The 25355-nt window shown below is 28.3% G+C and carries 25 protein-coding genes and 1 tRNA gene; 14 read left to right on the top strand and 12 right to left on the bottom strand.

Features of this window, described 5'->3' with window-relative positions:
* Nucleotides 1-169: 169 nt before the first annotated feature.
* From ftsW to CVOLT_RS02660, 5 genes are all read right to left on the bottom strand, one after another.
* Nucleotides 170-1333, bottom strand: a complete 1164-nt coding sequence (gene ftsW, locus CVOLT_RS02680; RefSeq protein WP_039665323.1) for a putative lipid II flippase FtsW — start codon at nt 1331-1333, stop codon at nt 170-172.
* Between the two features lie 107 nt (nt 1334-1440).
* Nucleotides 1441-2247, bottom strand: coding sequence for an adenylosuccinate lyase (locus CVOLT_RS02675; RefSeq protein ID WP_039665322.1), 807 nt, complete (start codon nt 2245-2247; stop codon nt 1441-1443).
* A gap of 18 nt (nt 2248-2265) precedes the next feature.
* On the bottom strand, nt 2266-2982 hold the full coding sequence (locus tag CVOLT_RS02670; protein WP_039665321.1) for an arginyltransferase: 717 nt from the start codon (nt 2980-2982) through the stop codon (nt 2266-2268).
* A complete protein-coding gene (locus CVOLT_RS02665) occupies nt 2979-3242 on the bottom strand; it encodes a hypothetical protein (protein ID WP_039665320.1) in 264 nt (87 codons plus the stop codon). The genes CVOLT_RS02670 and CVOLT_RS02665 overlap by 4 nt, the downstream gene beginning before the upstream one ends.
* Nucleotides 3242-4684: an acetyl-CoA carboxylase subunit A gene (locus CVOLT_RS02660; RefSeq protein ID WP_390621656.1), complete on the bottom strand. Its 1443-nt coding sequence runs from the start codon at nt 4682-4684 to the stop codon at nt 3242-3244. The genes CVOLT_RS02665 and CVOLT_RS02660 overlap by 1 nt, the downstream gene beginning before the upstream one ends.
* A 115-nt stretch (nt 4685-4799) precedes the next feature.
* On the opposite strand from CVOLT_RS02660, the gene CVOLT_RS02655 reads away from it, so the two are divergent.
* Nucleotides 4800-4876, top strand: a tRNA-Arg gene (locus CVOLT_RS02655).
* Here CVOLT_RS02655 and CVOLT_RS02650 read toward each other — a convergent pair.
* The 5 genes from CVOLT_RS02650 to folD all read right to left on the bottom strand — a co-directional run bounded on the left by CVOLT_RS02650 (nt 4877) and on the right by folD (nt 9850).
* Nucleotides 4877-5644 (bottom strand): CorA family divalent cation transporter, encoded by a 768-nt coding sequence (locus CVOLT_RS02650; protein WP_039665318.1) that lies wholly within the window; start codon nt 5642-5644, stop codon nt 4877-4879.
* A complete protein-coding gene (gene tgt / locus CVOLT_RS02645) occupies nt 5638-6759 on the bottom strand; it encodes a tRNA guanosine(34) transglycosylase Tgt (protein ID WP_039665317.1) in 1122 nt (373 codons plus the stop codon). The genes CVOLT_RS02650 and tgt overlap by 7 nt, the downstream gene beginning before the upstream one ends.
* A gap of 72 nt (nt 6760-6831) precedes the next feature.
* Complete coding sequence (locus CVOLT_RS02640) at nt 6832-7998, bottom strand: pyridoxal phosphate-dependent aminotransferase (RefSeq protein WP_039665316.1); 1167 nt, start codon at nt 7996-7998, stop codon at nt 6832-6834.
* A 158-nt stretch (nt 7999-8156) separates the two neighbouring features.
* On the bottom strand, nt 8157-9005 hold the full coding sequence (gene lepB, locus CVOLT_RS02635; RefSeq protein WP_039665315.1) for a signal peptidase I: 849 nt from the start codon (nt 9003-9005) through the stop codon (nt 8157-8159).
* On the bottom strand, nt 9002-9850 hold the full coding sequence (gene folD, locus CVOLT_RS02630) for a bifunctional methylenetetrahydrofolate dehydrogenase/methenyltetrahydrofolate cyclohydrolase FolD (RefSeq protein WP_039665314.1): 849 nt from the start codon (nt 9848-9850) through the stop codon (nt 9002-9004). The genes lepB and folD overlap by 4 nt, the downstream gene beginning before the upstream one ends.
* A gap of 81 nt (nt 9851-9931) precedes the next feature.
* On the opposite strand from folD, the gene CVOLT_RS02625 reads away from it, so the two are divergent.
* From CVOLT_RS02625 to CVOLT_RS02595, 7 genes are read left to right on the top strand one after another with little or no spacing between them, the layout of a single operon-like run.
* Nucleotides 9932-10273 (top strand): c-type cytochrome, encoded by a 342-nt coding sequence (locus CVOLT_RS02625; protein WP_039665313.1) that lies wholly within the window; start codon nt 9932-9934, stop codon nt 10271-10273.
* The gene (gene hemL / locus CVOLT_RS02620; protein ID WP_039665312.1) at nt 10273-11550 is read left to right on the top strand and encodes a glutamate-1-semialdehyde 2,1-aminomutase; all 1278 of its coding nucleotides are present in this window, start codon (nt 10273-10275) and stop codon (nt 11548-11550) included. Before CVOLT_RS02625 ends, hemL begins: the two co-directional genes overlap by 1 nt.
* A complete protein-coding gene (locus CVOLT_RS02615; protein ID WP_039665311.1) occupies nt 11547-11819 on the top strand; it encodes an AtpZ/AtpI family protein in 273 nt (90 codons plus the stop codon). Before hemL ends, CVOLT_RS02615 begins: the two co-directional genes overlap by 4 nt.
* The gene (locus CVOLT_RS02610) at nt 11803-12291 is read left to right on the top strand and encodes a hypothetical protein (RefSeq protein ID WP_052243160.1); all 489 of its coding nucleotides are present in this window, start codon (nt 11803-11805) and stop codon (nt 12289-12291) included. Before CVOLT_RS02615 ends, CVOLT_RS02610 begins: the two co-directional genes overlap by 17 nt.
* Nucleotides 12285-13481, top strand: a complete 1197-nt coding sequence (locus CVOLT_RS02605; RefSeq protein ID WP_039665310.1) for an MFS transporter — start codon at nt 12285-12287, stop codon at nt 13479-13481. The genes CVOLT_RS02610 and CVOLT_RS02605 overlap by 7 nt, the downstream gene beginning before the upstream one ends.
* Complete coding sequence (locus CVOLT_RS02600; RefSeq protein ID WP_039665309.1) at nt 13471-15498, top strand: flagellar hook-length control protein FliK; 2028 nt, start codon at nt 13471-13473, stop codon at nt 15496-15498. Before CVOLT_RS02605 ends, CVOLT_RS02600 begins: the two co-directional genes overlap by 11 nt.
* Nucleotides 15499-15500: 2 nt before the next feature.
* Nucleotides 15501-15791, top strand: coding sequence for a FlhB-like flagellar biosynthesis protein (locus CVOLT_RS02595; protein WP_039665308.1), 291 nt, complete (start codon nt 15501-15503; stop codon nt 15789-15791).
* On the opposite strand, the gene CVOLT_RS02590 is transcribed toward CVOLT_RS02595, so the two are convergent.
* Both CVOLT_RS02590 and CVOLT_RS02585 read right to left on the bottom strand, forming a co-directional pair.
* On the bottom strand, nt 15766-16575 hold the full coding sequence (locus CVOLT_RS02590) for a phosphatidylserine decarboxylase (RefSeq protein ID WP_039665307.1): 810 nt from the start codon (nt 16573-16575) through the stop codon (nt 15766-15768). The genes CVOLT_RS02595 and CVOLT_RS02590 overlap by 26 nt on opposite strands.
* Nucleotides 16576-17706, bottom strand: a complete 1131-nt coding sequence (locus CVOLT_RS02585; protein WP_039665306.1) for a metallophosphoesterase — start codon at nt 17704-17706, stop codon at nt 16576-16578.
* A 69-nt stretch (nt 17707-17775) separates the two neighbouring features.
* On the opposite strand from CVOLT_RS02585, the gene abc-f reads away from it, so the two are divergent.
* The 6 genes from abc-f to CVOLT_RS02555 all read left to right on the top strand — a co-directional run bounded on the left by abc-f (nt 17776) and on the right by CVOLT_RS02555 (nt 25341).
* Nucleotides 17776-19707 carry a ribosomal protection-like ABC-F family protein gene (gene abc-f, locus CVOLT_RS02580; RefSeq protein ID WP_039665305.1) on the top strand — a complete coding sequence of 644 codons (1932 nt, stop codon included), beginning with the start codon at nt 17776-17778 and terminating at the stop codon, nt 19705-19707.
* 114 nt (nt 19708-19821) lie between these two features.
* Nucleotides 19822-21960, top strand: a complete 2139-nt coding sequence (locus CVOLT_RS02575) for an autotransporter outer membrane beta-barrel domain-containing protein (RefSeq protein WP_039665304.1) — start codon at nt 19822-19824, stop codon at nt 21958-21960.
* 110 nt (nt 21961-22070) lie between these two features.
* Nucleotides 22071-23258, top strand: coding sequence for a M48 family metallopeptidase (locus tag CVOLT_RS02570; protein ID WP_039665303.1), 1188 nt, complete (start codon nt 22071-22073; stop codon nt 23256-23258).
* The gene (locus CVOLT_RS02565; protein WP_039666250.1) at nt 23258-24058 is read left to right on the top strand and encodes a HemK/PrmC family methyltransferase; all 801 of its coding nucleotides are present in this window, start codon (nt 23258-23260) and stop codon (nt 24056-24058) included. The genes CVOLT_RS02570 and CVOLT_RS02565 overlap by 1 nt, the downstream gene beginning before the upstream one ends.
* A 34-nt stretch (nt 24059-24092) precedes the next feature.
* Complete coding sequence (locus CVOLT_RS02560) at nt 24093-24563, top strand: DUF4149 domain-containing protein (protein ID WP_039665302.1); 471 nt, start codon at nt 24093-24095, stop codon at nt 24561-24563.
* 28 nt (nt 24564-24591) lie between these two features.
* The gene (locus CVOLT_RS02555) at nt 24592-25341 is read left to right on the top strand and encodes a flagellin (protein ID WP_039665301.1); all 750 of its coding nucleotides are present in this window, start codon (nt 24592-24594) and stop codon (nt 25339-25341) included.
* The last annotated feature ends 14 nt before the right edge of the window (nt 25342-25355 follow it).

Here is a 25355-nt window from a genome sequence, read left to right as displayed (position 1 = left end):
TAATATTTTTAAAAATTTTATAGATTATAGTATGCTTAAACGCCTGTATTTTTCCATGATCTCTCCTTTGTATTGAAATTACACAATTATATCAAAAAAATGTATTTTGTAAAGATAAAATAAAAAATATTTTATTTAAGGTTAATTTTATATATTTTTATAAATATTTTTAAATTTTTACTTTTTTGCTAATCATCAGCACATAACCTATACCGATACAAATAGACCACATAGAACTACCACCATAGCTTAAAAGTGGCACAGCAACTCCTTTTAAAGGAGTTAAAGAAATAATTCCAAAAGCATTCATAAAAAATGAAAATAATAACAACAAAGCAACGCCAGAACAAAATAAAAAATGAACTTTATTTTCACATCTTCCAGCTATTCTAAAAATTCTAAGTATCACAAGTAGATAAATAAGACAAATTATTCCTAAACCAAATAAGCCTATTTCTTCTGTTATACCAGATAATACAAAATCTGTATGCACTTCACTTAAAAATCCTAATTTAAAAGTACCAAGCCCAAGCCCTTCTCCAAAAAAACCTCCGTGGGCAATAGCATTTAAACTATGTGAAATTTGATATGGCTCGCTATTGTGTCCAACCCTTAAAGCATTTGCCATCCAATCAGGAAACAAAGGCAAAAAAGCATCTTGAATATTTCCCCACCAAGCTGCGATGCGTTGAATTCTTCTTTGATTACTTAAAATAACCAAAACACCAATCATACCAACTATAACAATACCAAATGCAAAAAGTCTTTTGCTAGCTCCTGCAAAAAAGGCTAACGCAAACACCAAAAAAAACGAAATAACACTTTGTCCTAAATCATTTTGCGTCATATAAATATAACCAATAACAATACTAGCTAGTATAAAATATGGAATAAGTATTAAAATTTCATGTTTAATAGCCTTTTTACTATCATCAATCCTTCTAGTATAAGACCACGCAAGAAAATAAATCAAACCTATTTTAAAAAACTCAACCGGAGAAATAGAAAGAGGTCCTAGTCTTATCCATCGTTTAGCACCACCTGCAGCAGTAGCTAAAAAATTAGGTAAAAAAGGCAAAATAGCAATACACACGAAAGAAATTAACAAAATACCCATCATTAAATAATGAGCTTGCTTACTATCTGGGTTTAATCTTGAAATACAATAAATAATACCAATACCACTAAGTCCAAAAAAAAGCTGCCTGATAAAAAAATGAAATTCGTTATATTCTAAATAAAGCACAGTGAAGGCGCTTAAAGAATAAGAAAAAAGTATCCCTATAGTGATTAAAATACAACTTAAAAAAAATAATCTTCTATCAGCAACCAAACATTTTCCTAGAATTTAGAATAAAATTTAATTTTAATAAATTCCAACTTAAAATGATGTTATTTTACTTGCTGATAAATATAAAAAATGATTTTTATAAATCATTTTTAGGTATTGTTTTTATATAAAGATTTTAAACTCTCATAAGCAAGTTGAATTTTTTCAAATTCTTCTCTACAATAGGCTTGTTCGATTTTACTTTTACCTTGATGTCTGTCAGGATGGTAAATTTTTACTAGATTAAGATAATTTTGTCTAATCGTTGAAAAATCATCATTACTATTACATCCTAAAGTTTGGAAATAATTTTCAAAAAGTTTTGCCAAAGAATTAAATTTCCAATTATTGCTAGTTTTATTTTTCATTTTATTTCTAAAATCTAAAAGCTGCGTTTCATTGATAGTAAAATCAACACAATATTTCAAATGTTCATTTACGCTAGCTAAAATTTCTAATAAATTTAAAGTATTATCATCTTGATACTCTACTGAAAAAATACAATTTTTCTCATCGTATGAACTTTTGTGATCTTTAAAATATTGCTCTAAATACACAGCAAATAATTTTTCATTAGAACTTAAAGTGATTAAAATATTTTTTTGAGCAAAACCAATCTTTGCAAAAATCACTGGTCTTAAAGTATTTGCTTGAGCTAAATTTAATTTAAAGGTTTTATAATGAGCAAACGCAAGATTATCGATTTGATTTCCTGTATCTTTTTTGTATCTATGATTTACAAGTTTTAAAAAATACCTTCTTTGAGGAATTTCATTTTCAACAAAAAAAGATAAAGTCTTATTTTTATTTCCTATAACTTTAGAAAAATTTTTACGGATAAGATCTTGGAAATATTTAAACATTAAAAAATCATCAGTATTAACACTAACTGATTCTAAAGTTTGAACAACTTGCATAAAATCCTCTCGATAAAATTAACGCCACAAAAATGCTTGTTCATTTAAAGCACTAGTGTATTCTAAAATTTCATTTGGACTATAATCGGCTTTATAAGATAAAGATTGACACTTCTTTATAAAATATCCCAAATAAATGTATTTTAATTTCTTAAGTTGAGCAAGTTTAATCTCTGTCAAAAGAGAATATTTTCCAAGACTTAAATGCGAAAAATCAGGATCATAAAAACAATAAATACTAGAAATTCCATCATCTAAAATATCGATCAAATCCACACATACCAATTTATTATCCACATAAAAATCAAGTTCATAACCAAAATTTCGAGCATTATCCACATAAAGATTATAATATTTTCTAAAATTTAAATCATAAATTTTCCATGATCTTTTATTTTTTTGATGATGGTGGTATTTTTCATAAAGCAACAAATGTTCATCACTTAATGATGGTTTTTGTAAAATGATTTTAGTTGCTATATTTTTTTTTAAAACTCTGCGATAGCTTTTGCTAAAATGAAAATTTTGGGTTAAAATTCTTAAATTTTGACACTCATTACAATCATTACAAATAGGTCTTGAAAAATACGACCCAAAGCGTCTCCAACCCCTTGAAACCAATTCTTGATTTTGCTCTTTTGTAATCAAAGGGATATAATTATACTCATTTCTACACATCCTATCTTTAAGATAAGGACATTCTTCCTCCAAGGTACAAAAACCTATAATATTCATTTTATCTTTTTAATATCACTATTTTTTATAAAATCCATAAATTCATCTACAAGACGCTCTTGTTTTAAAAATATATTTTCAAATTCTTGATCTTGTTTTTTTTCTTCATTCTTTGATGATAATTCTTTTTTAAGCGAATTTAAATCAGCGTTTTTTAAACTCACACCACTTTTGCTAGATTTTATTTTTTGTTTTTTATTTAAATTTTGCTCTTTTTGAAGCTCTTTTTTTATATCTTTTAATTCATCTAAAAAACTCATTATTCTCTACTTTCTTTGATTTTTTGTAATGCTGCCGCAATAGCAGCTATAACCTCTTCTTTATTTTCTTGGTGTCTATCTTCTGTTTTTTCCAAAAGCTCTTCCATATGCGTTTCTATAAATGAAGTATCAAAATATCCTCTTCTAAATTCTCTAATTTTAGTAATCGCAATCAAAAATGGAACCGTGGTTCTAATATCATCGATTACAAATTCTTTCAAAGCTCTTTCAAGTCTATTAACAGCACTATCATAACTTGATCCTTTAACAATAAGCTTAGCAAGTAAAGAATCATAAAAAGGCGGAACGGTATAATCTTTATACAAATGACTATCCACTCTCACTGAAGGGCCTAAAGCTGGGAAATACTCTGTAATTTTTCCAGGACTTGGAATGAAATTTTTCCACACATTTTCAGCTGTAATCCTTGCTTCAATTGCAAAGCCTCTTGGTTTAATATCACTTTGTTCAAGATCTAAAATTTCACCATTTGCTATACGAATTTGCCTTGTGATAAGATCAATTCCTGTAATTTCTTCTGTGATTGGGTGTTCTACTTGAATTCTTGTATTCATTTCCATAAAATAAAATTTATTATAATCATCAAGCAAAAACTCAACCGTCCCAACATTGGTATATCCAACAGCCTTAGCAGCAGCAACAGCAGTAACCCCTATGGTTTTTCTTAGTTTTTCAGAAATACTAGGGCATGGAGCTATTTCAATGATTTTTTGATGTCTTCTTTGTATAGAACAATCTCTTTCACAAAGATGGATAATATTACCATAATTATCCGCTAGAATTTGAAATTCAATATGTCTTGGGTTGATTACATATTTTTCCATAAAAACTTCATCATTTTTAAAAAAGCTAAGTGCTTCTCTTTTGCAAGCTTCAAAAGATTTTTCCAAATCTTCTTCTTTATGTACTACGCGGATACCTCTACCGCCGCCGCCGCCGCTTGCTTTTAAAATCACAGGATAGCCTATTTTTAATGCTTGAAGTTTTATTTCTTCTAAAGTGCAATGATTAAGCTTTTCAGTACCTGGAACCACAGGAATTCCATTTTTTTTCATTAAATATCTTGCGATATTTTTATTTCCCATTTTACGGATAACATCTGATTTTGGCCCTATGAAAATAATCCCAGCTTCTTCACATTCTTTTGCAAATTCATAATTTTCACTTAAAAATCCATATCCAGGATGTATAGCATCAGCTCCGCAAGCTTTTGCAATCTCTACTATTCTCTTAGCATCTAAATATCCTCTAATAGCATCAGTACCTATCCTATAAGCTTCATCAGCTACTTTTACATGCAAACACTCATAATCAGGCTCAGTATAAACAGCCACGCTTTTTATATGTAAATCCCTACAAGCACGAATCACTCTAACTGCTATCTCGCCTCTATTGGCTATTAAAATCTTATGTATCATCATCTTGCCTTATTTATGCTGATTTTATTTTAGAAAAGATTAGCATAAAAATATAAAAATTCTGTAAAGTTTTTATTTTTGCTAAATTTAAGATTTTTTTGATAGAATTTTGATTTTTGCGCCCATAGCTCAGCTGGATAGAGCATTTGATTGCGGTTCAAAAGGTCAGAGGTTCGAATCCTCTTGGGCGTACCACTATTTTTTCTTTTTTCTCACTTTGGTAGAAAATTCATCTAAGTCCAATTCTTTTTTGTCTTTAAATTGATACCATAAAAATAAAATAAAAAATATCGTTAAAATTACACCTAAAATATAATAAGTCCCATAGTCGTTTTCAGATAAAAATAAATTTTTCGTATTCATACCAAAAAAACCAACAATTAAATTTAAAGGTAAAAAAATAGCAGACATAATACTTAAAAAATATATATTTTTGTTTATTTTTTCGTTTCTTACTGTATTGATATAAGCATATATGCTTTCAAGGCGTGTGATATTTTCTTTGATATTTCTTTCTAAATTACCCAAATTTATAAGAATAGTTTTTAAATTCTTTTTTAAAAAATGCTGTTTGCTATAGCATATTTTACAAGATTCCAAAATCGATGAAACAAATTTATGACTCTTTCCTAATTTAACTTTCAACATAAAATATTTTATAAGAAAATTTTTGACTCTTTTATTTTCTAAAATTAACATTTCTCTTTTTTCTATAGATAAATTAATAGAATTAATTTTATCTTTTTCAGCCTGTAAAACATTTTTCAAAACAGCTATAAAATCATTTTTTGAAAACAAAATCATTTCGTTATCTTTATAAGAGTAAATTTGCTCATTTTCAAAAACAAAAATATATTTAAAATCCTCATTATCAAGAATAAAAATATCGCTATCTTCAAATTCATAATAAGCATTGGAAATATTTATACTATTAATAAATTGTTTTAAAGCTTCATTTAGCATGTTCTTTGCCTATAAAATTCTCTTTTAAAATTTTCAAATTCATCTTTTATTATAGCTTGTCTCATTTGCTTTACTAAATCCAAATAATAATGTAAATTATGCAAACTTGCAAGTCTAAAAAAAGTAAGCTCTTTTGCTTTAAATAAATGATTTAAATAAGCTCTAGAAAAATTTTTGCAAGTATAGCAAGAACATTTTAAATCGATAGGTAAATTATCAGTGATAAATTCAGCTTTTTTAATATTAAATTTACCAAAACTTGTAAATAAGGTTCCGTTTCTTGCGTTTCTAGTTGGCATCACACAATCAAACATATCTACACCTCTTGAAACATTTTCTACTAAATCTTCTGGTGTGCCAACGCCCATTAAATATCTTGGTCTATTCTCATCCACATAAGGCATCATAGCTTCAACCGTATCATACATAGCTTCATTTTCTTCGCCTACACTTAAACCTCCAATGGCTAAGCCATCAAAGCTCATTTCGCAAAGTGCTTGAGAACAAATTTTTCTAGCTTCAAAATCTGTTCCACCTTGTATAATGCCAAAAATATTTTGTCCTATACCTATACCTTGAGATTGTTTTAATTTATGATAGTCAATAGCCTCTTTTGCCCATTTTATCGTTCTTTTTAAAGAAAGCTCTATGCGCTCTTTAGAAGCTGGCAAAGCAACCAAATCATCTAAAATCATCATAATATCTGAATTAAAATCATATTGAGCATCTAAAACACTTTTTGGAGTAAAATAGTGCAAACTCCCATCGATATGGCTTTTAAATTTAATCCCTTCTTCATCGGGTTTAGAATTTTTACTCAAAGAAAAAGCTTGAAATCCTCCACTATCTGTCAAAAAAGATCTATCAAATTTGCTAAAGCCATGCAAACCACCCATTTGTTTGATAATCTTAGAACCTGGTCTTAAATACAAATGATATGTATTTGCCAGAATTATTTTTGCATCTAAAATTTCACTCATATCAATCGCATCTAAGCTTTTGATAGCAGCCAAAGTCCCAACAGGCATAAAAATAGGAGTTAAAATTTCACTATGAGAAGTTTTAATGCGGCAAGCTCTTGCATTGGAACTTTTATATTCAACTTTAAATTCCATTTAAATTCCTATAATTTTTTACAAAATTATATCAAAAGCTTGCTTATTAAAAAATGTCTTTATTAAAGCGGTTTAATATCTTTTGACAAAATCAACAATTTTTTGACAACCTTCTTGGATATCTTTTTCATTGGTAGCATATGAAAGTCTAAAATACCCTTCCATGCCAAATCCTATACCAGGAACTAAAGCAACTTTTTCTTCTTCTAATAATCTTTTACAAAATCTCATAGAATCTTGATCAACTTCTTGACAAGAAATAAACAAATAAAAAGCTCCTTGAGGAATTTGTTCTAATTTTAATTTGGAACTTTGAGATAAAATTTCACAAGCTAACTCTCTGCGTTTTAAAAATGCTTGTCTCATCATCTCAATATCTTCATTTGCTTTTCCAAGCAATGCAGGTAAAGCAGCATACTGAACTATGGAGCAAATGTTTGAAGTGCTTTGACCTTGAAGTTTTTTTACAGCATTATTAAACTCACTCATCTTGCTAGCCATATACCCAAAACGCCATCCTGGCATAGCCCCACATTTACTAAGTCCATTTATGCTTACTGTTCTATTTAAAGCATCTTCGCTAACTTGTGCAAAAGCACAAAATTCTCCATCATACACTAATTTTTCATAAATCTCATCACTTAAAACAACAATCTTAGTTCCTTCTAAAACCTTAGCTAAAGCAAAAATTTCATCTTTAGAGTATATAGATCCTGTAGGATTTGAAGGGGAATTAAACATCAAAACCTTAGTTTTTGGAGTAATTGCATTTTTTAGCTGTTCTGGGGTGATTTTAAAACCATTCTTAGCTTCTCCTTCTATGAATACTGGAGTTCCACCTGCAAATTTCACCATTTCAGGATAACTAACCCAATAAGGACTTGGGATAATTACCTCATCACCCTCTTCAACCAAACATTGTATTGCACTAAATAAAGAATGTTTTGCTCCTACGCTAGTAATAATTTCACTAGCATTGTAATCAAGATTATTATCTGTTTTAAATTTATATTTAATAGCATCAATTACTTCTTTAATCCCTATAACAGGTGTATAAGCTCCACAACCATCTTCTATAGCTTTAATAGCTGCATCTTTTATAACCTTAGGAGTATCAAAATCAGGCTCTCCTGCTGAAAAGCTAATGACTTTTTCACCACTTGCTTTTAAATTTTTAGCAATATCTGTCATAACTAAAGTTAGAGATTCTCCAAGATTTTGAGATCTTTGACTTAGCATTTTTTATCCTTTTGTGTGTCTTTAAATTTTTCCTAGTAATTGTTACAGCTTGGAGCTTAAAAAAATATACTAAGAAGTTTATAAAAAAGTATTTTTAAAAATTTGTGTAGAAACTATACAAATTTTTCTACACTAAAATATTTTGTTTCTTTCAGTAATCATTCTAAAGCATCTATATCGCTTGGGCTATGATGGATATATTTTTCATCATTTTCTAAAGTGTCTATTAAACGCCCTATTCTTTCCCATCTTACTTTTTTATTTTCATCTAAAGAAAAATAGATAAACCAAGGTTGTCCAACAATGTATTTATATTCAACACTTCCCCAAAATCTACTATCGCTAGAATGATCGCGGTTATCTCCCATCATAAAGTATTCATTTTCAGGAACTTTAAAATAATATGCATTGTATCCATAAATATTATTAGGTCCTAATTCTTTAAAAGACATAGGTTTCATAGCAAATTGGCCTAGTTGCAAATATTTAAAAAATGTACTTTCAATATCTACCCTACTATCATAATGGATACCTTTTTTGATATAAGGCTCTTTTACATACATTTTACCATTAATGATTTTGGTTTTATTTGGGTAAAAATCTTTCATATATTCATCGCCTTCAACCATACGAACATATAAAGTTTTATTAGCTACTACAACTTCATCTCCACCCTTGGCAACACATCTTTTTACATAATGAATTCTAGGCTCATTAGGATATCTAAAAACAACTATATCACCTCTTTTTGGTCCTTCTGAGCTAATTAAATGTCCATTTTTGTTAAAATCAGGCAATAATGGAATTTCAACCCAAGGAAGATGTGGGGTTGGAATACCATAAGAGAATTTTTTTACAAATAAAAAATCCCCCACAAGTAAAGTATTTTTCATAGATCCAGTTGGAATGGTAAAACCTTGTATAAAAAAGAACATCACTAATAAAACTACGACTAAGGTTCCAGTCCAAGATTGAATAAATTTATAAATTTTCTTTAAAAAATTCATAGTTGTATCCTATTTTTAGCAGATTTTATTGTATTTTCCAAAAGCATTGCTATAGTCATTGGCCCTACTCCACCAGGCACAGGGGTGATAAAACTAGCTTTTTTACTAACATTTTCAAAATCAACATCTCCTATTATTTTACCATCTACTCTATTTATGCCTACATCTATAATTACAGCACCTTCTTTAATCATATCTTCTTTGATAAGCTTAGGACAACCTGCAGCTACTATAACAATATCTGCATTTTTTGTATAAGCTTTTAAATCCTTAGTATAAATATGACAGATACTCACACTAGCATCTGCATTTAAAAGCATTGTAGCCATAGGACGACCGACTATATTTGAAGTACCTATAACTACAACATCAGCTCCTTTTAATTTAATATCATAAAAATCTAAAATTTTCATTACTCCTAAAGGGGTGCAAGGTAAAAAACCTCCTTTTAAATTTAAGCTTAAATTTCCTACATTAAAAGGATGAAAACCATCGACATCTTTATTAAAATTAATACTTTCTAAAATAATATCTTTATTAATATGCTTAGGAAGTGGAAGTTGGACTAAAATTCCATCTACGCTATCATCATGATTTAAAGTATTAATTAAAGCAAGTAGTTCATTTTGAGTAGTATTTGTATCGAGTCGATAAACTAGTGATTTAATACCACATTGCTCACAAGCTTTAGCCTTAGATGATACATAAGTAGCACTTGCACTATCTTCTCCAACTAAAATTACAGCCAAGCAAGGTTCTATGCCTTTGTTTTTGAGCTTTAAAACCTCATCTTTTAAATTTTCTCTTATTTGACTACTTAATTTTTTACCATCTAAAAGTGTCATTTTTTTCCTTAAACTTTTATAGCTTTGTTTAACTTAAAAAATTGTATCATAACAAAACTTCTTTTTTGTTAAAGGTGCTTAATGAAATTTATATTTATTTTGCTTTTAATTGTGATAAATATTTTCGCAGAAGATTTTATCTCACCTAAAGAATATCAAGAATCCCTTTATCAAAACCCAAGAGGCATAAGCTGTGCAAAGTGTCATGGAAACGGCCAAAAGCAAATTTTAGGATATTACATTCAAAATGGACAAAAGGTTCCATTTATCGTGCCAAGTATTCAAGATATAAACTACACTCATTTTAAAAATGTCTTAAATCAAGAACAAGGCTCAAAAAGTATTATGCCTACTTATTCGCTCACAGAAGATGAGATCAAATCACTTTATATGTATATACAAAACAATAAAAAGGAGAAATAATGAAAAATAACAAAAAAGCTTTTGAAGAAGCTTGTGAGTTTATCGCAGGAGGGGTTGATTCCCCTGTTCGTGCTTTTGCAAGTGTAGGAAGCAATCCTTTATTTATCAAACAAGGCAAAGGTGCTTACATTACTGATATTGAAGATAATATTTATATTGATTATGTTCAAAGTTGGGGCCCTTTGCTTTTTGGGCATTGTGATGAAGATATAGAAAAAGCTTGCAAAAAAGCTTTAAAAAATGGCTCTAGCTTTGGAGCACCAACACTAGCTGAAACCAAACTTGCAAAATTTATTTTACAAGATTGGGAGCACTTAGACAAAATCCGTTTTGTAAGTAGTGGCACAGAAGCTACTATGAGCGCAATTCGTCTTGCAAGGGGCTATACTAAAAAAGATAAAATTATTAAATTTGAAGGGTGTTATCATGGACATTCTGATTCATTATTAGTAAGTGCAGGAAGTGGGGCTGCTACTTTTAATACTCCAAGTTCGCTTGGCGTCTTAGAAGATGTAGCTAAAAATACTCTTGTTGCAATTTATAATGATATTGATAGTGTTAAAAATTTAGTAGAAAAAGATACAAATATAGCTTGCATCATCATTGAGCCTATTGCAGGAAATATGGGATTGGTTCCAGCTAAAATTGAATTTTTACAAGAATTAAGAAAAATTTGTGATCAATATGAAATTTTATTGATATTTGATGAAGTGATGAGCGGTTTTAGAGCTTCTTATCTTGGATCTTTTGGTATAAATCAAATTAAAGCTGATATAGTAACTTTTGGCAAAGTTATAGGCGGAGGTATGCCTGCTGCTGCTTTTGCTGCAAGAGCTGAGATAATGGATTTGTTAAGCCCATTAGGTGGAGTATATCAAGCAGGAACTTTAAGCGGAAATCCTTTAGCAATGGCAGCAGGATATGCAAATGTTAAAAAAGCAAGAGCTTGTGAAAATTTATATGAAAATTTAGAAAAACTAGGATCTAGACTAATGCAAGGCTTTAAAGAAGCTGCTAATGAGTGTGGTATTGCTTTACAAGTAAATAATATAGGTTCTATGTTTGGATTTTTCTTTTGTGAAAATCCTGTTTATAATTACCAAGATGCTTTAAAATCTGATACAAAATTGTTTGCAAAATTTCACACTCAAATGCTAAGTAAAGGAATTTATCTTGCTCCTTCTCAATTTGAAACAGGTTTTATTTGCGAATGTATGGATAAAAAAATCATAGATAAAACCATACAAGCAGCACATGAAAGTTTTAAAGCCCTATGAGAAAAAAAATCATACGCAAAAGCATAGAAGCAGCCGATGGATTAAGCCTTGGAATTTCCATGGTTGTGGCGGTTTTAATCGGTATTGGGATTGGTTATTTTTTAAAAAATTTATTTGGAGTTTCTTGGCTTTTTTGGATTGGTGTTTTTATAGGAGTAGCTGCAGCAATTTTAAATGTCTTTAAAGCCTATAAAGCTCAAGTTAAAAGCTATGAGGAATTTAAAGAAGAAAACCGCTATAAAGAATTTAAAAATGATACTAAAGCTTAAAATTTTACTCTTGCTTTTACTAGGATTAAATTTAATTTTCCTAGTAGGAATGTTAAGCTATAAGGGTATAAATTTAAGCACTTTTATAAGTTTTGAATTTGGCTTTTTGGCTCAAAATTTAATCATTTTTTTTTCTTTTATGAGTTATAAAAAATTTATTTTTAAAAATGCAAAAACATACCAATTTACACAAAAACCTTTACAAATTTTTGCAAAAAAAATACATTCTTTTCCTAAAATTGTAAAATTTATAGTTTTAAAAGACGATTTGGAAAAAAGTAGATTTAAAAGTATTTTCAAACATGCGTTAGCTTTTTTTTCTGTATTTAAGCTTTTAGCATATGTATTTTTAATCTTAGGATTTTTAGCTTTAGAGTTTCAAGGCTTACTAGATATTTTTGCCTTGTTTTGTGCGATGTTTATCACGCCTTTGGCGGTGTTAATTTATAATTTTTTAATAAGAAAATGCTAAGCTCAAAAAGAACTATACAATCACTAACTGCTTTGTTTTTAGGAATGGTTTTTGTCTTTATAGGAAGTGCATTAACTGTTAATTCTATAGCTATTATTCTTAAACAAAATGATGTTAGTAATTTTTATATCGGACTTATAGGAAGTTGCTATTTTTTAGGGGCTATGGTTAGCACAATTAGTGCTCATAGAATCGTATCAAAAGTAGGGCATATAAGATCTTTTGGGATTTTTGCTATTATCTTTGGCATAGCAACCATGCTTCATAGTTTAAATTCTAATTTATATTTTTGGATGGTTTTGAGATTTTTACTAGGATTTTGTTATTATGCTCTTTTGATGGTTATAGAATCATGGCTAAATGAAAAGGCAAAAAATGCTATAAGATCAAGAGTTATAGCATTTTATGAAGTTGTGTTTTATTCTTCTTCTGGTTTTGGAATTTTATTAATGTCATTTAATTTTCCAAGTGACACTGTTTTTATACTTAGTGCTAGTTTTATTATGTTTGCTTCTATACCTTTATTTTTAATTAAAATCAAAGAGCCTGTTTTACCACAAAAAACAAAAATTTCCATACCTAAAATTTTTGATATCGTTCCACTAGCTTTAGCTACAAGTTTTATAGCAGGTATGCTTTTAAATGGATTTTTTTCAATGGCTTCATTATTTGTACTTATACAAGGTTTTGGGACAAAAGAAGCTTCTATATTTATATTTTGCACCATGCTAGGAGGATTTATCTCTCAACTTTTCATCGGCACACTTTCAGATAAAATCAGCAGAAAATTTGCCATTATTTTATGTGCTTTTACGGCTTTAAGTGCAATGATTTGCATATTATTTTTTGGTCAAAATATCTATCTTAAATATCTTTTTGGATTTTTATTGGGTATGGGGATGTGTTGTTTATATGCACTTTCTCTTGCAAGGGCTAATGATATGCTAGATAATCCTAGCAAAAGAGTTGAGCTTGGTAGAGCAGTATTATTTACCTACTCTAGTGGAGCTTTGTTTGCTCCTGCTATACTAGGGACTTTGATGCATTATTTTGAAGCTTATGGGTTTATATATTTTTATATTTGCCTACTTGGAATTTTAATACTCTTTGCCATTGATAAACCTAAATTTAAAAACTTTACTAAATTTAAAAGAAAACCTGGAAATATGGTGATGCTCGATGATAACTAATATTACCAATCAAAACCAATTTGCTAAAAATGAAAGCACAAAAGATGTAAATAAAGATGGTAAAGAAAAATTAGATAAAAAAACATCTTTAGAAGAAGCTTTAAAAAATCCTTTTCTTTCTAAAACTGAAGCTAAGCTTCCAAAAGATTATGTGAGCAAAGTAGATCAAAAACTACAAGAATTACTCAATAAACTTTTAGATCAAATCACAACCCAAAAAGATCCTAACTTGGCAGTACTAAAAAATCACAAAAATTTAAATTTTGCACCCAATGTTGCAAATGAATTAAAAAAACTCCAAACAGAACTTTCCAAAAGCCCTGAATTTGAAAAATTTTTAAAAATTTTAGAAGAACTAGTCAAGCCAGCCAAAGAAGCAAATCCAAAAAATCTTTCTTCTTTAATCAAAAATTCAGGAGTATTTTTAGAAGCAAAATTAAATTATTCTTTAAAAGAACAAAACCTTCCTCAAAGTTTTTTTAATCTTTTAAATAGTATAAAATCAACAAGCAATCAAAATTTAAAAAAAGACATAGCCCAACTAGATCTTAAAAATTTAGACACAACAAGCACCTTAAAAGAATTAGTCCATATCCTACAAAATCACAAGCAAGATAATAAAACATCATTAGAAAATACCAATTATAAAACTTTATTTAAACTATTTGATAAAATTGAAAATTTTAAAAACTACTTGAGTAAAAATTCTCAAAATATCAATAAAGAAAAAATACAAAATTTAGCAGATAATTTCATTAAAGATTTAAATAAAAATCTTGGTTTGATCAACAAAGAACTAGCTAAGCCTGAAAACATTAAAATTCAAAATACCTATATCTTAAAAGAACTAAGTCAAAATATCAAAGAATTGATCCATTTTTTAAATAATATCAAAAATCAAACACAAAAAACAAAAGACATTAAAAAAGAACCACAAAAAGACAATCTAACAAATCAACACACACAAAATGATAAAACCCCTAATGAAACTAAAAATGAAGATAAAATTCAAAATAATCCCAAAGAAGAACCTAAAAAACCTACAAATAAAGATGCATCCAAAAACGATATTAAAAACGAAAATAAAGAACAGCATTTAACCAAAGACATTAAAAATAACACAAAAGAAGAAAATCATACAAAAAATGAAAACAAAACAGATATAAAAAATTCAGATATAAAAAATGATTCAAAACCTTTAGATACACAAAATACCAATAAAACTAATAATATATTTACAAGCAAAAATGAAACTAAGGCTAATATTGAAGATATTTTTAAACAAGCTGTGAGTAAAAATCTTAATTTTTCTCAGAATTTACAAGAAGATCTTTTAGGTAGTCTTAGCAAAGAACTAACCCAAACAAGCAAAAAACTTAATGAAGTTTTAAAAGCTTTAGATCCTAAAAATTATGAAGCTAAAAATTCTTTAGATGATATTAAAAATATAGAAAAAAAACTAGAACTTTCCATTAAGGAATTAAACAAAATCACCCCAAAAGACTCAAATCAAATAAGCACAGATTTACAACAAGATATTAAATCTACTCTTTTACAAGTTTCTAATTTAGCTAAAAGTTTAGACAACGAAAGCATTTTAAATCAAACCAATAGACTTATAGCTCAACTTGAATTTAATCAACTTTTATCACTAGCTAATAACAGCATACATACTTTTTTACCATTTTTTTGGGATGATTTAGAAAAATCTAATGTAGTATTTAAACGCGGAAAAAAAGATAAATTTTATGCACAAATTAACCTTGAATTTGAAAAACTAGGTAAAATCAATGTATTTTTATCTTTAAGTAACGATAAATATATAGATATAAATATGATGATAGAAAATCTTGAATTTAGAAAAAAACTATATGAAAGAGCACATGAGCTAAAAAAAGCTTTGGTTAAAGTAGGACTTTTAAGCTCCAATTTTTTCATCAGTGATATAGCAAAAAGTAAATTTCAAAATCAAGATGAATACAATGATTTTAATATGGGTTTTGATACAAGAGCATAAATATGGCTAAAAAGATTAAAAAAGCAGTTGCACTAGGCTATAACAAAGAAGATCAAAATGCACCAAAAATTTTAGCTAATGCTAAAGGTGAAAATGCTTCTAAAATCATTTCTTTAGCAAAAGAAAATGGCATACCTATAAAAGAAGATAAAGACTTAGTAGAGGTTTTAAGCAAACTTGATCTAGGCGATGAAATCCCGCCTAATATGTATAAAGCCGTAGCAGAAATTTTTGCATTTTTATACAAAGTAGCTAATGAAGACACTACTAAAGAAAATCAGCCATCTTCTTAGCAAATTTGACATTTTCATAAGCTTTTTTTGTCCATTTTAAATTTCCTTTTTGTGCTATTAAAACTATAGTAGATCCAAGTTCAAAATTTCCAAGTTTTTGTCCCTTTTGCACAAAAAGATTTTCATAAGTATGAGTAAAATCAAAATTAGCAGCATTAGTTTGTATGCTAGCATCAAAATCAAATTTCATTTTACCTACATTTAACGCACCGACAAAAACCATCCAAAGTATAAATTGATTATCTATTAAAGCTTTTACAATCACTCTTTCATTTCTAACATATAAATTTGCTATCTTTGCTAATTTAGCCTCACTTACACTAAATAAAACCCCGCTTACATAAGTAGCACTTAAAATTTGCATATTACATGGAGCATGATAATGATGGTAATCTTTTGGAGAAAGATAAATATTTGCATAATCAACACCATTTTCTAACTCACAATTGGTTGCACAATCTTTTAAAAGCCCTTCTATACTATAACTTGTTCCTTTTATACTAAGAGCAATATTTTCTTTTAAATCATTTTGAAAACTAGAGCCAAGTTCTAAAATTTTTCCATCACAAGGACTTATAAAATCATCCTCTAATACTCTTTCATTTTGCAAAGTTCTTGTAAATAAAGCATTTAAACTCTCATATTCTTCATAATTTTTAAATTCACTCATATCTATATTAAAAGCATTGATATAAGCTTTATTAATATTTTTTTGTATCATTTTTGGAAATTTAAATCCAGCTATCATTCCAAAAATTTTTGATACATTATTGCTTAATGGCATTTATTCTCCTTTTAATTTTAAAAAAGCTATTTCACTAGGTGCTAAAAATCTTACAGCAGGACCCCAAAAACCAGCTCCACTACTTACATATAATAAAGCATTCTTGCCAAGCTCATACAAACCATAAACAAAACCTTGTTCTAAAAAAACTAGTAAAGAAAAAGGAAAAATTTGTCCAGCGTGAGTGTGTCCTGATAAAATTAAATCAAATCCAGTTACATCATAAGTTTTTACATATTTTGGTTGATGGGTGATGAGTATATTAAATTTTTCATTATTGATATGTTGTTTTACTTTATTAATATCACTAGCTTTATATCCTAAACGCTCAGCACTAAGATCTAAAGTCCCACTAAGTGTAAAATTATCAAATTTTATACCTTCATCTTCTAAAATTTTAAAATTTTGTAATTTTTTTAATTTAGCACTAATTTCTTCCATACCATTATAATACTCATGATTTCCATATACATAAAAAGTGCCATATTTGGATTTAAAATTTTGCAAAAGTTCTAAATAGTGTATTTTATTAATATCTGTATCGATTAAATCTCCAGCTATGATAACCATATCAGCATTTAAGGCATTGATTTTTTCAATCAAAGCTTTTAAAAATTCCTCTCTTAAATTTTTTCCCAAATGCACATCTGAAATCAAAACTATATTTAAATCTTCTTTAAGCTTATCAATTTTTAAATCAATTTCTTTAACCTTAGGCACACTAACAGCATTTGCAAAACCTTTGAAAATCATACTTATGCTTAATATAATCAACCAAGAATCAAAAATAAGCTTAAGAAATTTTCTTCTTTGAGTGCTAAAAACTTGTTTTTTTGTCTTTTCATTAAAAAACGCCCAAGTGCCTAATTCAAAAATAACAGCAAACATCAGCAAAAAACAAGTAATGGTCGGAAAAACAGCAAGTATATAATATATTTTTTCACTTAAAAAGTCTTCTCGCATGCTAATGAAAAAAAACATTTGCATACAAAAAATAAAAAGCATAAAAAAAATTAAAAATTTTTTATATGGCTTTAAAAAATCAATCCTTTTTAAAAATCTTTTGTAAATATAAAAATTTGCTAATGCAAAAAAAAGTATCAATAAACCAAAAAATATAACAACTCTCATTGTGTAATTTTATTTAAGCAAAATTAATACTTTTTAAAGTAAAATCACAAAAAATTTTCAGGAATATCTTTGGCTTTAATAGATTTAATCGATGCAAATAAAAAATTTAATACAAAAATTATCTTAGAAAATGCAAATTTTAGTGCTAATTTAGGCGAAAAAATAGCCATCATTGGTAAAAATGGAGAAGGCAAATCAAGCTTTTTAAAAGCCTTGATGGGGACATTAAAATTAGATAGTGGAAGAATCATAAGACAAAACAACACAAGCATAGCTATGCTCTCTCAACAAGTTAGTTTTGAAAGCTCTTTGAGTGTGATTGAAGCTATTAAAAAAGAATTAGAAGAAATTTATCAAGCTTTAAATGAATTTGAAAAATACAATGAAAAATTAGCAAAAGATCCAGAAAATAAAGAATATTTAAAAAGATTAGATGAGCTAAATTTACTCATTGAATCTAAAGACGCGTGGAATTTAGATCAAAAAATTCAAAGAATACTAGAAGAATTTAACCTATTTGATTATAAAGATAGACCACTTTGCTCTTTAAGCGGAGGAGAGATTAGACGCGTAGGGCTTTGTACTTTGCTTTTAAAAAATCCTGATATTTTACTTTTAGATGAACCTACTAACCACTTAGATGTTTATATGAGTAGCTTTTTAGAAGAAAGATTAAAAGCTACAAAAATGTGCGTAATTTTCATCTCTCATGATAGATATTTTATAGACGCTATAGCACAAAAATGCGTTGAAATAGAAGCGGGTAAGCTAAGTGTTTTTGAAGGAGCTTACACGCAGTATTTGGAGAAAAAAGCTGCTATTTTAGCATCTTTGGCTAAAAGTCATGAAACCTTACTTAAACAATTAAAAAGCGAAGAAGAATGGCTAAGAAGAGGTGTAAAAGCAAGACTTAAACGCAATGAAGGGCGTAAAGAACGAATTTTTAAAATGCGTGAAGAAGCCAAAAAAAATCCAGGAGCCATTAAACGCTTAGAACTTGAAATAAAAAGAGCAAGTAAAAATTTCAATCAAACTCAAAGCCAAAACCGCAAAAAAATGCTTTTTGAGCTTAAAAATATCACCAAAACTATCGCAAATAAAACACTTTTTAAAGACTTTAATGCACGAATTTTACAAGGTGAACGCATAGCTATAGTAGGAAAAAATGGCTGTGGAAAATCTACTTTTTTAAAAATTTTACTAGATCAAATTCCACTTGATAGCGGTGAGATCAAAAGAGGCGAGGTGAAAATAGGCTATTTTGATCAAAGCAGAAGTTTGCTAAATACCGATAAAAAACTTTTAGAGATTTTTTGCCCAAATGGTGGCGATCATATCCAAGTGCGTGGCAAAAATATGCATGTTTATGGATACTTAAAACAATTTTTATTTCCAAAAGAATTTTTAGATCAAAGTGTTAGTGTTTTAAGTGGTGGTGAAAAAAATAGAGTCGCCCTAGCTTTACTTTTTACTCAAGAATATGATGTTTTGATTTTAGATGAACCTACGAATGATTTAGACATTGCTACGATTAATATTTTAGAAGAATACCTACTTGCTTTTGAAGGAGCTATTTTACTAGTTTCACACGATAGATATTTTGTAGATAAAATAGCCACAAAACTTTATGCATTTGAAGAAAATTCAACTATAAATATAGAAGTAATTTCATACAGTGAGTATTTAGAAATTCAAAAAGAATATCAAGAATTTAAAGAATTTTCTAAAAATTTAGAACAAAATCAAACTCAAAACAAAAGCAAAGAAAAAACAAGCAAAAAATTAAGCTACAAAGAAAATGAAATTTTAAATTCACACCCTGACAAAATCGCCATTTTAGAACAAGAAATTAAAGAAACTAAACTAGCTTTAAGTGATCCTAAAATCTATCAAGAATTAGGGATTAACACTTTATATGAAAAATTAAATCAATTAGAAGAAAAATTAACAATCTTAGAAGAAGAATATTTTAATGTTTTAGAAAAAACTCAAAATATATAATATTTATTTTCAAAATTTTTATCAGTGTTTGGTATTTTTATTAAAATTCTTGATTTTTTACTCATTATCTTGCTATAATTTTGGTTCTATATTTTTAATAAGGAGTAAATAAAAATGAAAAATTTGAATAGAAAAATTTTTCTTTCAGCTTGTGTTGCTACTATGGTAGCTAGTTCAGCTCACGCCGTTACGGGGGGGGGAAATCCGTTTTCCGACACTAACCTAAAAGATGAAAATAAAAATGGAAATTATTCTTTTATAGATAAAAACACAGGTTCTACTTACAATATCACTTCTATCATTGGATCTACATTCGATGGAAAAACAAACAAATATATTAATCACTTAAATATAGACGCAGCTAAAAGCACTTTTAATATCAGCGTTAAAGATAAAGATGCAGAAATTGGTCATTATTTTGACGGCGAAAAGGATAAGTTTTATTCTTTCAATATTAAAGCAAAAGAAATAATTTTTAATGGTGCAAGCGATGGTATGGGTAAAGAAACCTCTTTAAATGTAGGTAATACTGGAGTTATAGAAGGAAATTTAGCCTTGCTTAACAGCGCTGATCTTTTTATTTCTAACGGAACTTTAGGAAGTCAAAGTGCAAATGGTTCTTTGCTTGTAAAAGGTGATTTCTTAGCCACTGATGCTAATCTTGATTTTTACGGGAATCACAACTTTCATGTAACTGGCACAGCATTTATAAGAAATTCAAATTTTAGCGCTACAAATGCACCAATAAGCGAAAATGGTATTTTTTTATTGAGCGCTGATAAAGGTTTTAATAAAGATATTGAATTAACCAACACAGCAGGTGTTTACACCGCTATATCAACTGCGCAAGCTCTTGGACTAAGTGCAGAAGAAGCTAAAAAATATGAAGAAAATATCGACTCGATTAAAGTAGATATAAAAGGTGTTGATCATAAAATAAAAGTAGTAGGAAATTCTTTATATATTAGTGCACAAGTGGATACAAAATCTTGGCAAAATAGCATCAAAACAGATGGACTTGCTAAATCACTTAGAGAAGCACAAAAACTAGCTTTACAATCTATGATTGAAGAATACACAAAATTAATGAATGAAGCACCTGGTGTAGAACCAAAAGCAGCAAACAAACAAGAATTTACCAAAGCAGATTATAAACAAATAATTAAAGATTTAACCGGAAAAATGAATGCAATTAACATTGATAGCAAATCTCCAGTATTTAACAGTCAAATTGATGCGGTGTTGGGATCTCTTTTAACATCAAATAGACAACAAGCAGCAGGTAGTGCTTTAACTGATGCTATGATAGGCAAAGCACAACAAGCTCAAAATGTCATAAATTCAGCTAGAGAAAGTGCAAATAATTCTAATCGCCAAGGTGCTATCCAAGTTATCAACCTAGCAAATGAAATGGCTATATCAACTAGAATGATCCAAAGTAGAAATCAAGGTGAAAACAGTATTTGGTCTAATGCATTTGGTGGAGCAAATATGATAGGTAGCGAAAATGATTCTATATATGGTATAACATTAGGTATAGATAGACAATTTAGTGATTCTATACTTTTTGGTACATATTTAACATATGCTGACTCTAAATTAAGTCATAACTCTATCAATCAAGATGCAGATAACTTGCAATTTGGTGCATATTCAAGAATAACCAATGGACAACATGAATTTGATATTAAAACATATGCGCAATTTAGCTATACAGACCAAGAAAGATTTTTAAATGGAACCAATAATAAGTCTGATTACACTCAAACTTTCTTAGGTGCAAGTGGTGCATATGGATATGTGCTTGATATGGGAGATAAATTTGCTATCAAACCATTAATTGGATTAAACCTTTACTATGGAAAAACTCCAGATTATACAGAAAATGGAGTTTGGGCTCAAAAAGTCTATTCAATGGATAGTTTCGCAGCAAGTGCTGAAATCGGAGCAGAGTTTAGAAAAGGATTTGATGGTGGTAGCTATTTTTATATAACTCCAAAAATTGAGCAATTTTTTGCTACTAGTGGAAATGATTTCAAAGGTCGCTTCGCAGGAAGTGATATGAACTATCATGTATCTGGAGCTGAAAAAGATAAAACTTTTGGAAAACTTCTTATAGGTAGCAATATTGGTATTACAGAAAATCTTTCAGTGGACTTAAGTTTAGGTGCTAAACAAATTTTAGGCAACAAAGACGATAACACTGATGAAACATACTTTACAGGAAACATAGGTTTTAAATACTCTTTTTGATTTTTAAATAAAAAGAATTCTTCTTAACATTTAGGCAAACAAATATTTTGTTTGCCTGATTTTTACCTTGTTGTGAAATACTTGCAAGAAAATTTTTAATTGGATTTGCAATGACTTTAATAGCTATTTTATGTATTTATACGATTTTTATACTTTACATCTCTTATGAGCAAATTAAATTTCTTAAAAAAGAAAAAGAACAAAAAGCAGTAATTTTAGATGAAAATGAGTATAAAAATGCTGCAGATATTGCCATAGAAAATGAAAAATATAAAATATTTTCAAATGTTTATAATCTCATTATCAACATAGCTTGGCTAAGTTTTGGATTTTTATACTTAAAAGAATTTTGGATTAATGAAAATTCTACTTTGGAAAATACTTTATTTTTACTTTCGTTTTTGTTTATCCTTAGTGTTTTAAATTTACCACTAGGGTATTATGAAAGTTTTGTCAAAGACAAAAAACACGGCTTTTCTAATATGACTTTTGCCTTATTTATAAAAGATAGTTTAAAATCTTTAGCTTTGATGCTTATTTTTGGATTTTTGATTATTTATGCTTTGGTTTTTTGTTTTGAATATTTTGGAGCTTATTGGTGGATTGTTGCATTTGCTTTAAGCTTTAGTATTATTATTGTTATTAATCTAATCTACCCTACTCTAATCGCACCTATTTTTAATAAAATGACAAAATTAGAAGATGAAAATTTATTAGAAAAAATCACAAATTTAATGCAAAAATGTGGTTTTAGTGCTAATGGAGTTTATATTATTGATGCAAGCAAAAGAGATAAGAGATTAAATGCTTATTTTGGAGGTTTGTTTAAAAGCAAAAGAGTGGTATTGTTTGATACACTATTAAAAGCTTTAAAAGAAAATGAACTCATAGCCGTTTTAGGCCATGAACTTGGACATTTTGTGCATAAAGATTTAATCAAAATGCTTATAGCAAGTGCTTTGATGCTCTTTGCTTTATTTTTTATTTTTGCACATTTGCCAAATTTATTTTATGAACAAAGTCATTTAGATGGCGTAAATGCTGGAGTTTTTGCTTTGTTGTTAATATTTGGAAATATTTTTACCTTTTTTATCTCTCCTTTGATTAACAAAATGAGTCAAAAAAATGAATTTAATGCTGATTTACACGGAGCCAAACTTAGCTCTAAAGAAGATATGACAAATGCTTTAATAGCTTTAGCAAGAGAAAACAAAGCCTTTGTTAAAACAAGCAAAATTTATGCATTTTTTCACCTAAGCCATCCTAGTATCGATGATAGGATTAAAGCTTTGCAATGATGCAAATTCAAAAAGCTTTAAACCTAGCTTATCAAAAAGATCCTTCTCAAAAAGAATATATTATTTTTATACTTTGTGAGTTGTTGCAAAAAGATAAAGCTTGGATTTTTTTAAATTCGGATTTTCTCATTGATGAAGGTATTTTTTTTACTTTTGTTGATCGTTTTTTAGATGGTGAACCCTTTGAATATATTTTTAAAAAAACAAATTTTTATGGTTTGGATTTTTTTGTTGAAAAAGGCGTGTTAATCCCTCGTTTTGATAGTGAAATTTTATTAGAACAATGTATAAAAATTTTAAATACAAATAATGTTAAAAATGTATTAGAAATTGGCTTTGGAAGTGGAATTTTAAGTATCACTTTAGCAAAATTGAAAAATATTTTCATCCAAGCTTGTGACATTAATCCTTTGGCTTTAGAGCTTGCCATTAAAAATGCAAAATATCATAAAGTTTTAAAAAATATTGATTTTCAACTTTGTGATTTTCAAAATTTAAAAAACAATTATGATTTTATCTTTTCTAATCCTCCTTATATTAAAAATGATTATCCTTTGGACAAATGGGTAAAAAACGAACCGCACAATGCCTTATATGGAGGAGAAAAAGGATGGGAAATTTTAGAAAAAATAATCATCTTTGCAAAAGAAAAACAATGTAAAATTTTAGCTTGTGAATTTGGTTTTGATCAAAAAGAAATTTTAAATCAAATTTTAAATTTTTATAAATTTAAGTGCGAATTTTTTACTGATTATAATGGTTTTGATAGAGCTTTTGTTGCATATAATTTAGAATGTTAGATTATAATTTTATTTTATTTTGGAGAATTTTAGTATGAAAGCTGTATATTTATTTTTACTTGCAAGTTTAATTGGTATAGAAATTAGTATTGGTGCTTTTTTAGCTCCTACCATTTTTTATCCTGAAAAATTCATAGGAGAAGGTGTTTTAAATCATTTTCAAAGCGGACTTTTAATGACAAATATTTTTGTGCAATTTGGTTATGTTTTACTTGCAATTAGTGCCATATCTTTGCTAATAGAAATGTTTTCTTTTAAAGATAAAAATTTTACTTTTAAAATAAATTTTTCTAAATTTATGTTGTCTTTAATCATTTTGGCACTAAGTTTGCTTTTTGTTTTTTACTTTAGTGCTTATGTTTTACAAGCACAAGCTTTAGGAGAAGAAGCAACCAAAACACAAGAATTTATAAAAATTCACGGAGCTAGTGAAGTGGTGATGAAAATCATTATGTTTGCTCAAGTTGTTTTGTTTTTCCTAAATTTTAAAAAAACTATAGTATAATAATTTAAGTCTTTAAAAGGAGTCAAAGATGAAAATAAACGATATAGGATCTACCCAAGCAAGCCAATATGTAAATCAAGCTCAAAAAAATCAAGAAAAAGCTTTAGAAAATATAGCAGCAATCCGTGCTCTTGATGGCACCGATGGAGCAAATTTAGCTATAGCTGATTCTTTAAGAAGCCAATCAAGCACTATAGATCAAGGTATTTTAAACGCTTATGACTCCATAGGTGTATTACAAATTGCAGATTCAGCGCTAAATAATATTTCAGCCACAGCAGATAGACTCAATGAACTTTCAGTGCGTTCAAACAGCACTGCTTTAAATGAAAGACAAAAAAGTATGTTAAATACTGAAGCTACAAGATTAGTTGATTCTATAAATGATGCTTTTGCAGGTGCAACATTTAATGGAAAAAATGTTTTTCAAAGTATGGATTTTGTAGTTGGCTCTGGTGTAGAAAATATCAATTTAAATCAACCAAGCACTACAAATTTAAATCTTGATAATCAAGATGGAATTCGTAATTTTCTTGATCAAGTTGGAAGCTTGCGTGCAGATATAGGTGCTGGGATCAATGCTATTAATTCCAATATCAATTCATCTTTACAAACTAGTATCAATACAAAAGAAGCTGAAAGTAAGTTACAAAACAATGATTTAGCTCAAAATGTAAATGATTTTAACGCAAACTACTTAAAAGAAAATGCATATTTATTTGCTAATGCTCACTCAAATGTAGTTTTACAAACCAAAATCGCAAGCTTACTTCAATAATAAAAACTCCTTTT

The organism is Campylobacter volucris (assembly GCF_008245045.1).
Classification (GTDB): Bacteria; Campylobacterota; Campylobacteria; order Campylobacterales; family Campylobacteraceae; genus Campylobacter_D; species Campylobacter_D volucris.
The sequence above is the reverse complement of the archived record's forward strand: the minus strand, read 5'-3'. Positions and strand labels throughout refer to the sequence as shown.

Bases quoted from the DNA above. Each gene is read 5' to 3' on its own strand.
- CVOLT_RS02675 (WP_039665322.1), bottom strand. From the start codon at position 2,247: ATGCAAGTTGTTCAAACTTTAGAATCAGTTAGTGTTAATACTGATGAT.
- CVOLT_RS02670 (WP_039665321.1), bottom strand. From the start codon at position 2,982: ATGAATATTATAGGTTTTTGTACCTTGGAGGAAGAATGTCCTTATCTT.
- CVOLT_RS02665 (WP_039665320.1), bottom strand. From the start codon at position 3,242: ATGAGTTTTTTAGATGAATTAAAAGATATAAAAAAAGAGCTTCAAAAA.
- CVOLT_RS02660 (WP_390621656.1), bottom strand. From the start codon at position 4,684: ATGATGATACATAAGATTTTAATAGCCAATAGAGGCGAGATAGCAGTT.
- CVOLT_RS02650 (WP_039665318.1), bottom strand. From the start codon at position 5,644: ATGCTAAATGAAGCTTTAAAACAATTTATTAATAGTATAAATATTTCC.
- tgt (WP_039665317.1), bottom strand. From the start codon at position 6,759: ATGGAATTTAAAGTTGAATATAAAAGTTCCAATGCAAGAGCTTGCCGC.
- CVOLT_RS02640 (WP_039665316.1), bottom strand. From the start codon at position 7,998: ATGCTAAGTCAAAGATCTCAAAATCTTGGAGAATCTCTAACTTTAGTT.
- lepB (WP_039665315.1), bottom strand. From the start codon at position 9,005: ATGAATTTTTTAAAGAAAATTTATAAATTTATTCAATCTTGGACTGGA.
- folD (WP_039665314.1), bottom strand. From the start codon at position 9,850: ATGACACTTTTAGATGGTAAAAAATTAAGTAGTCAAATAAGAGAAAAT.
- CVOLT_RS02625 (WP_039665313.1), top strand. From the start codon at position 9,932: ATGAAATTTATATTTATTTTGCTTTTAATTGTGATAAATATTTTCGCA.
- hemL (WP_039665312.1), top strand. From the start codon at position 10,273: ATGAAAAATAACAAAAAAGCTTTTGAAGAAGCTTGTGAGTTTATCGCA.
- CVOLT_RS02615 (WP_039665311.1), top strand. From the start codon at position 11,547: ATGAGAAAAAAAATCATACGCAAAAGCATAGAAGCAGCCGATGGATTA.
- CVOLT_RS02610 (WP_052243160.1), top strand. From the start codon at position 11,803: ATGATACTAAAGCTTAAAATTTTACTCTTGCTTTTACTAGGATTAAAT.
- CVOLT_RS02605 (WP_039665310.1), top strand. From the start codon at position 12,285: ATGCTAAGCTCAAAAAGAACTATACAATCACTAACTGCTTTGTTTTTA.
- CVOLT_RS02600 (WP_039665309.1), top strand. From the start codon at position 13,471: ATGATAACTAATATTACCAATCAAAACCAATTTGCTAAAAATGAAAGC.
- CVOLT_RS02595 (WP_039665308.1), top strand. From the start codon at position 15,501: ATGGCTAAAAAGATTAAAAAAGCAGTTGCACTAGGCTATAACAAAGAA.
- CVOLT_RS02590 (WP_039665307.1), bottom strand. From the start codon at position 16,575: ATGCCATTAAGCAATAATGTATCAAAAATTTTTGGAATGATAGCTGGA.
- CVOLT_RS02585 (WP_039665306.1), bottom strand. From the start codon at position 17,706: ATGAGAGTTGTTATATTTTTTGGTTTATTGATACTTTTTTTTGCATTA.
- CVOLT_RS02575 (WP_039665304.1), top strand. From the start codon at position 19,822: ATGAAAAATTTGAATAGAAAAATTTTTCTTTCAGCTTGTGTTGCTACT.
- CVOLT_RS02570 (WP_039665303.1), top strand. From the start codon at position 22,071: ATGACTTTAATAGCTATTTTATGTATTTATACGATTTTTATACTTTAC.
- CVOLT_RS02565 (WP_039666250.1), top strand. From the start codon at position 23,258: ATGCAAATTCAAAAAGCTTTAAACCTAGCTTATCAAAAAGATCCTTCT.
- CVOLT_RS02560 (WP_039665302.1), top strand. From the start codon at position 24,093: ATGAAAGCTGTATATTTATTTTTACTTGCAAGTTTAATTGGTATAGAA.
- CVOLT_RS02555 (WP_039665301.1), top strand. From the start codon at position 24,592: ATGAAAATAAACGATATAGGATCTACCCAAGCAAGCCAATATGTAAAT.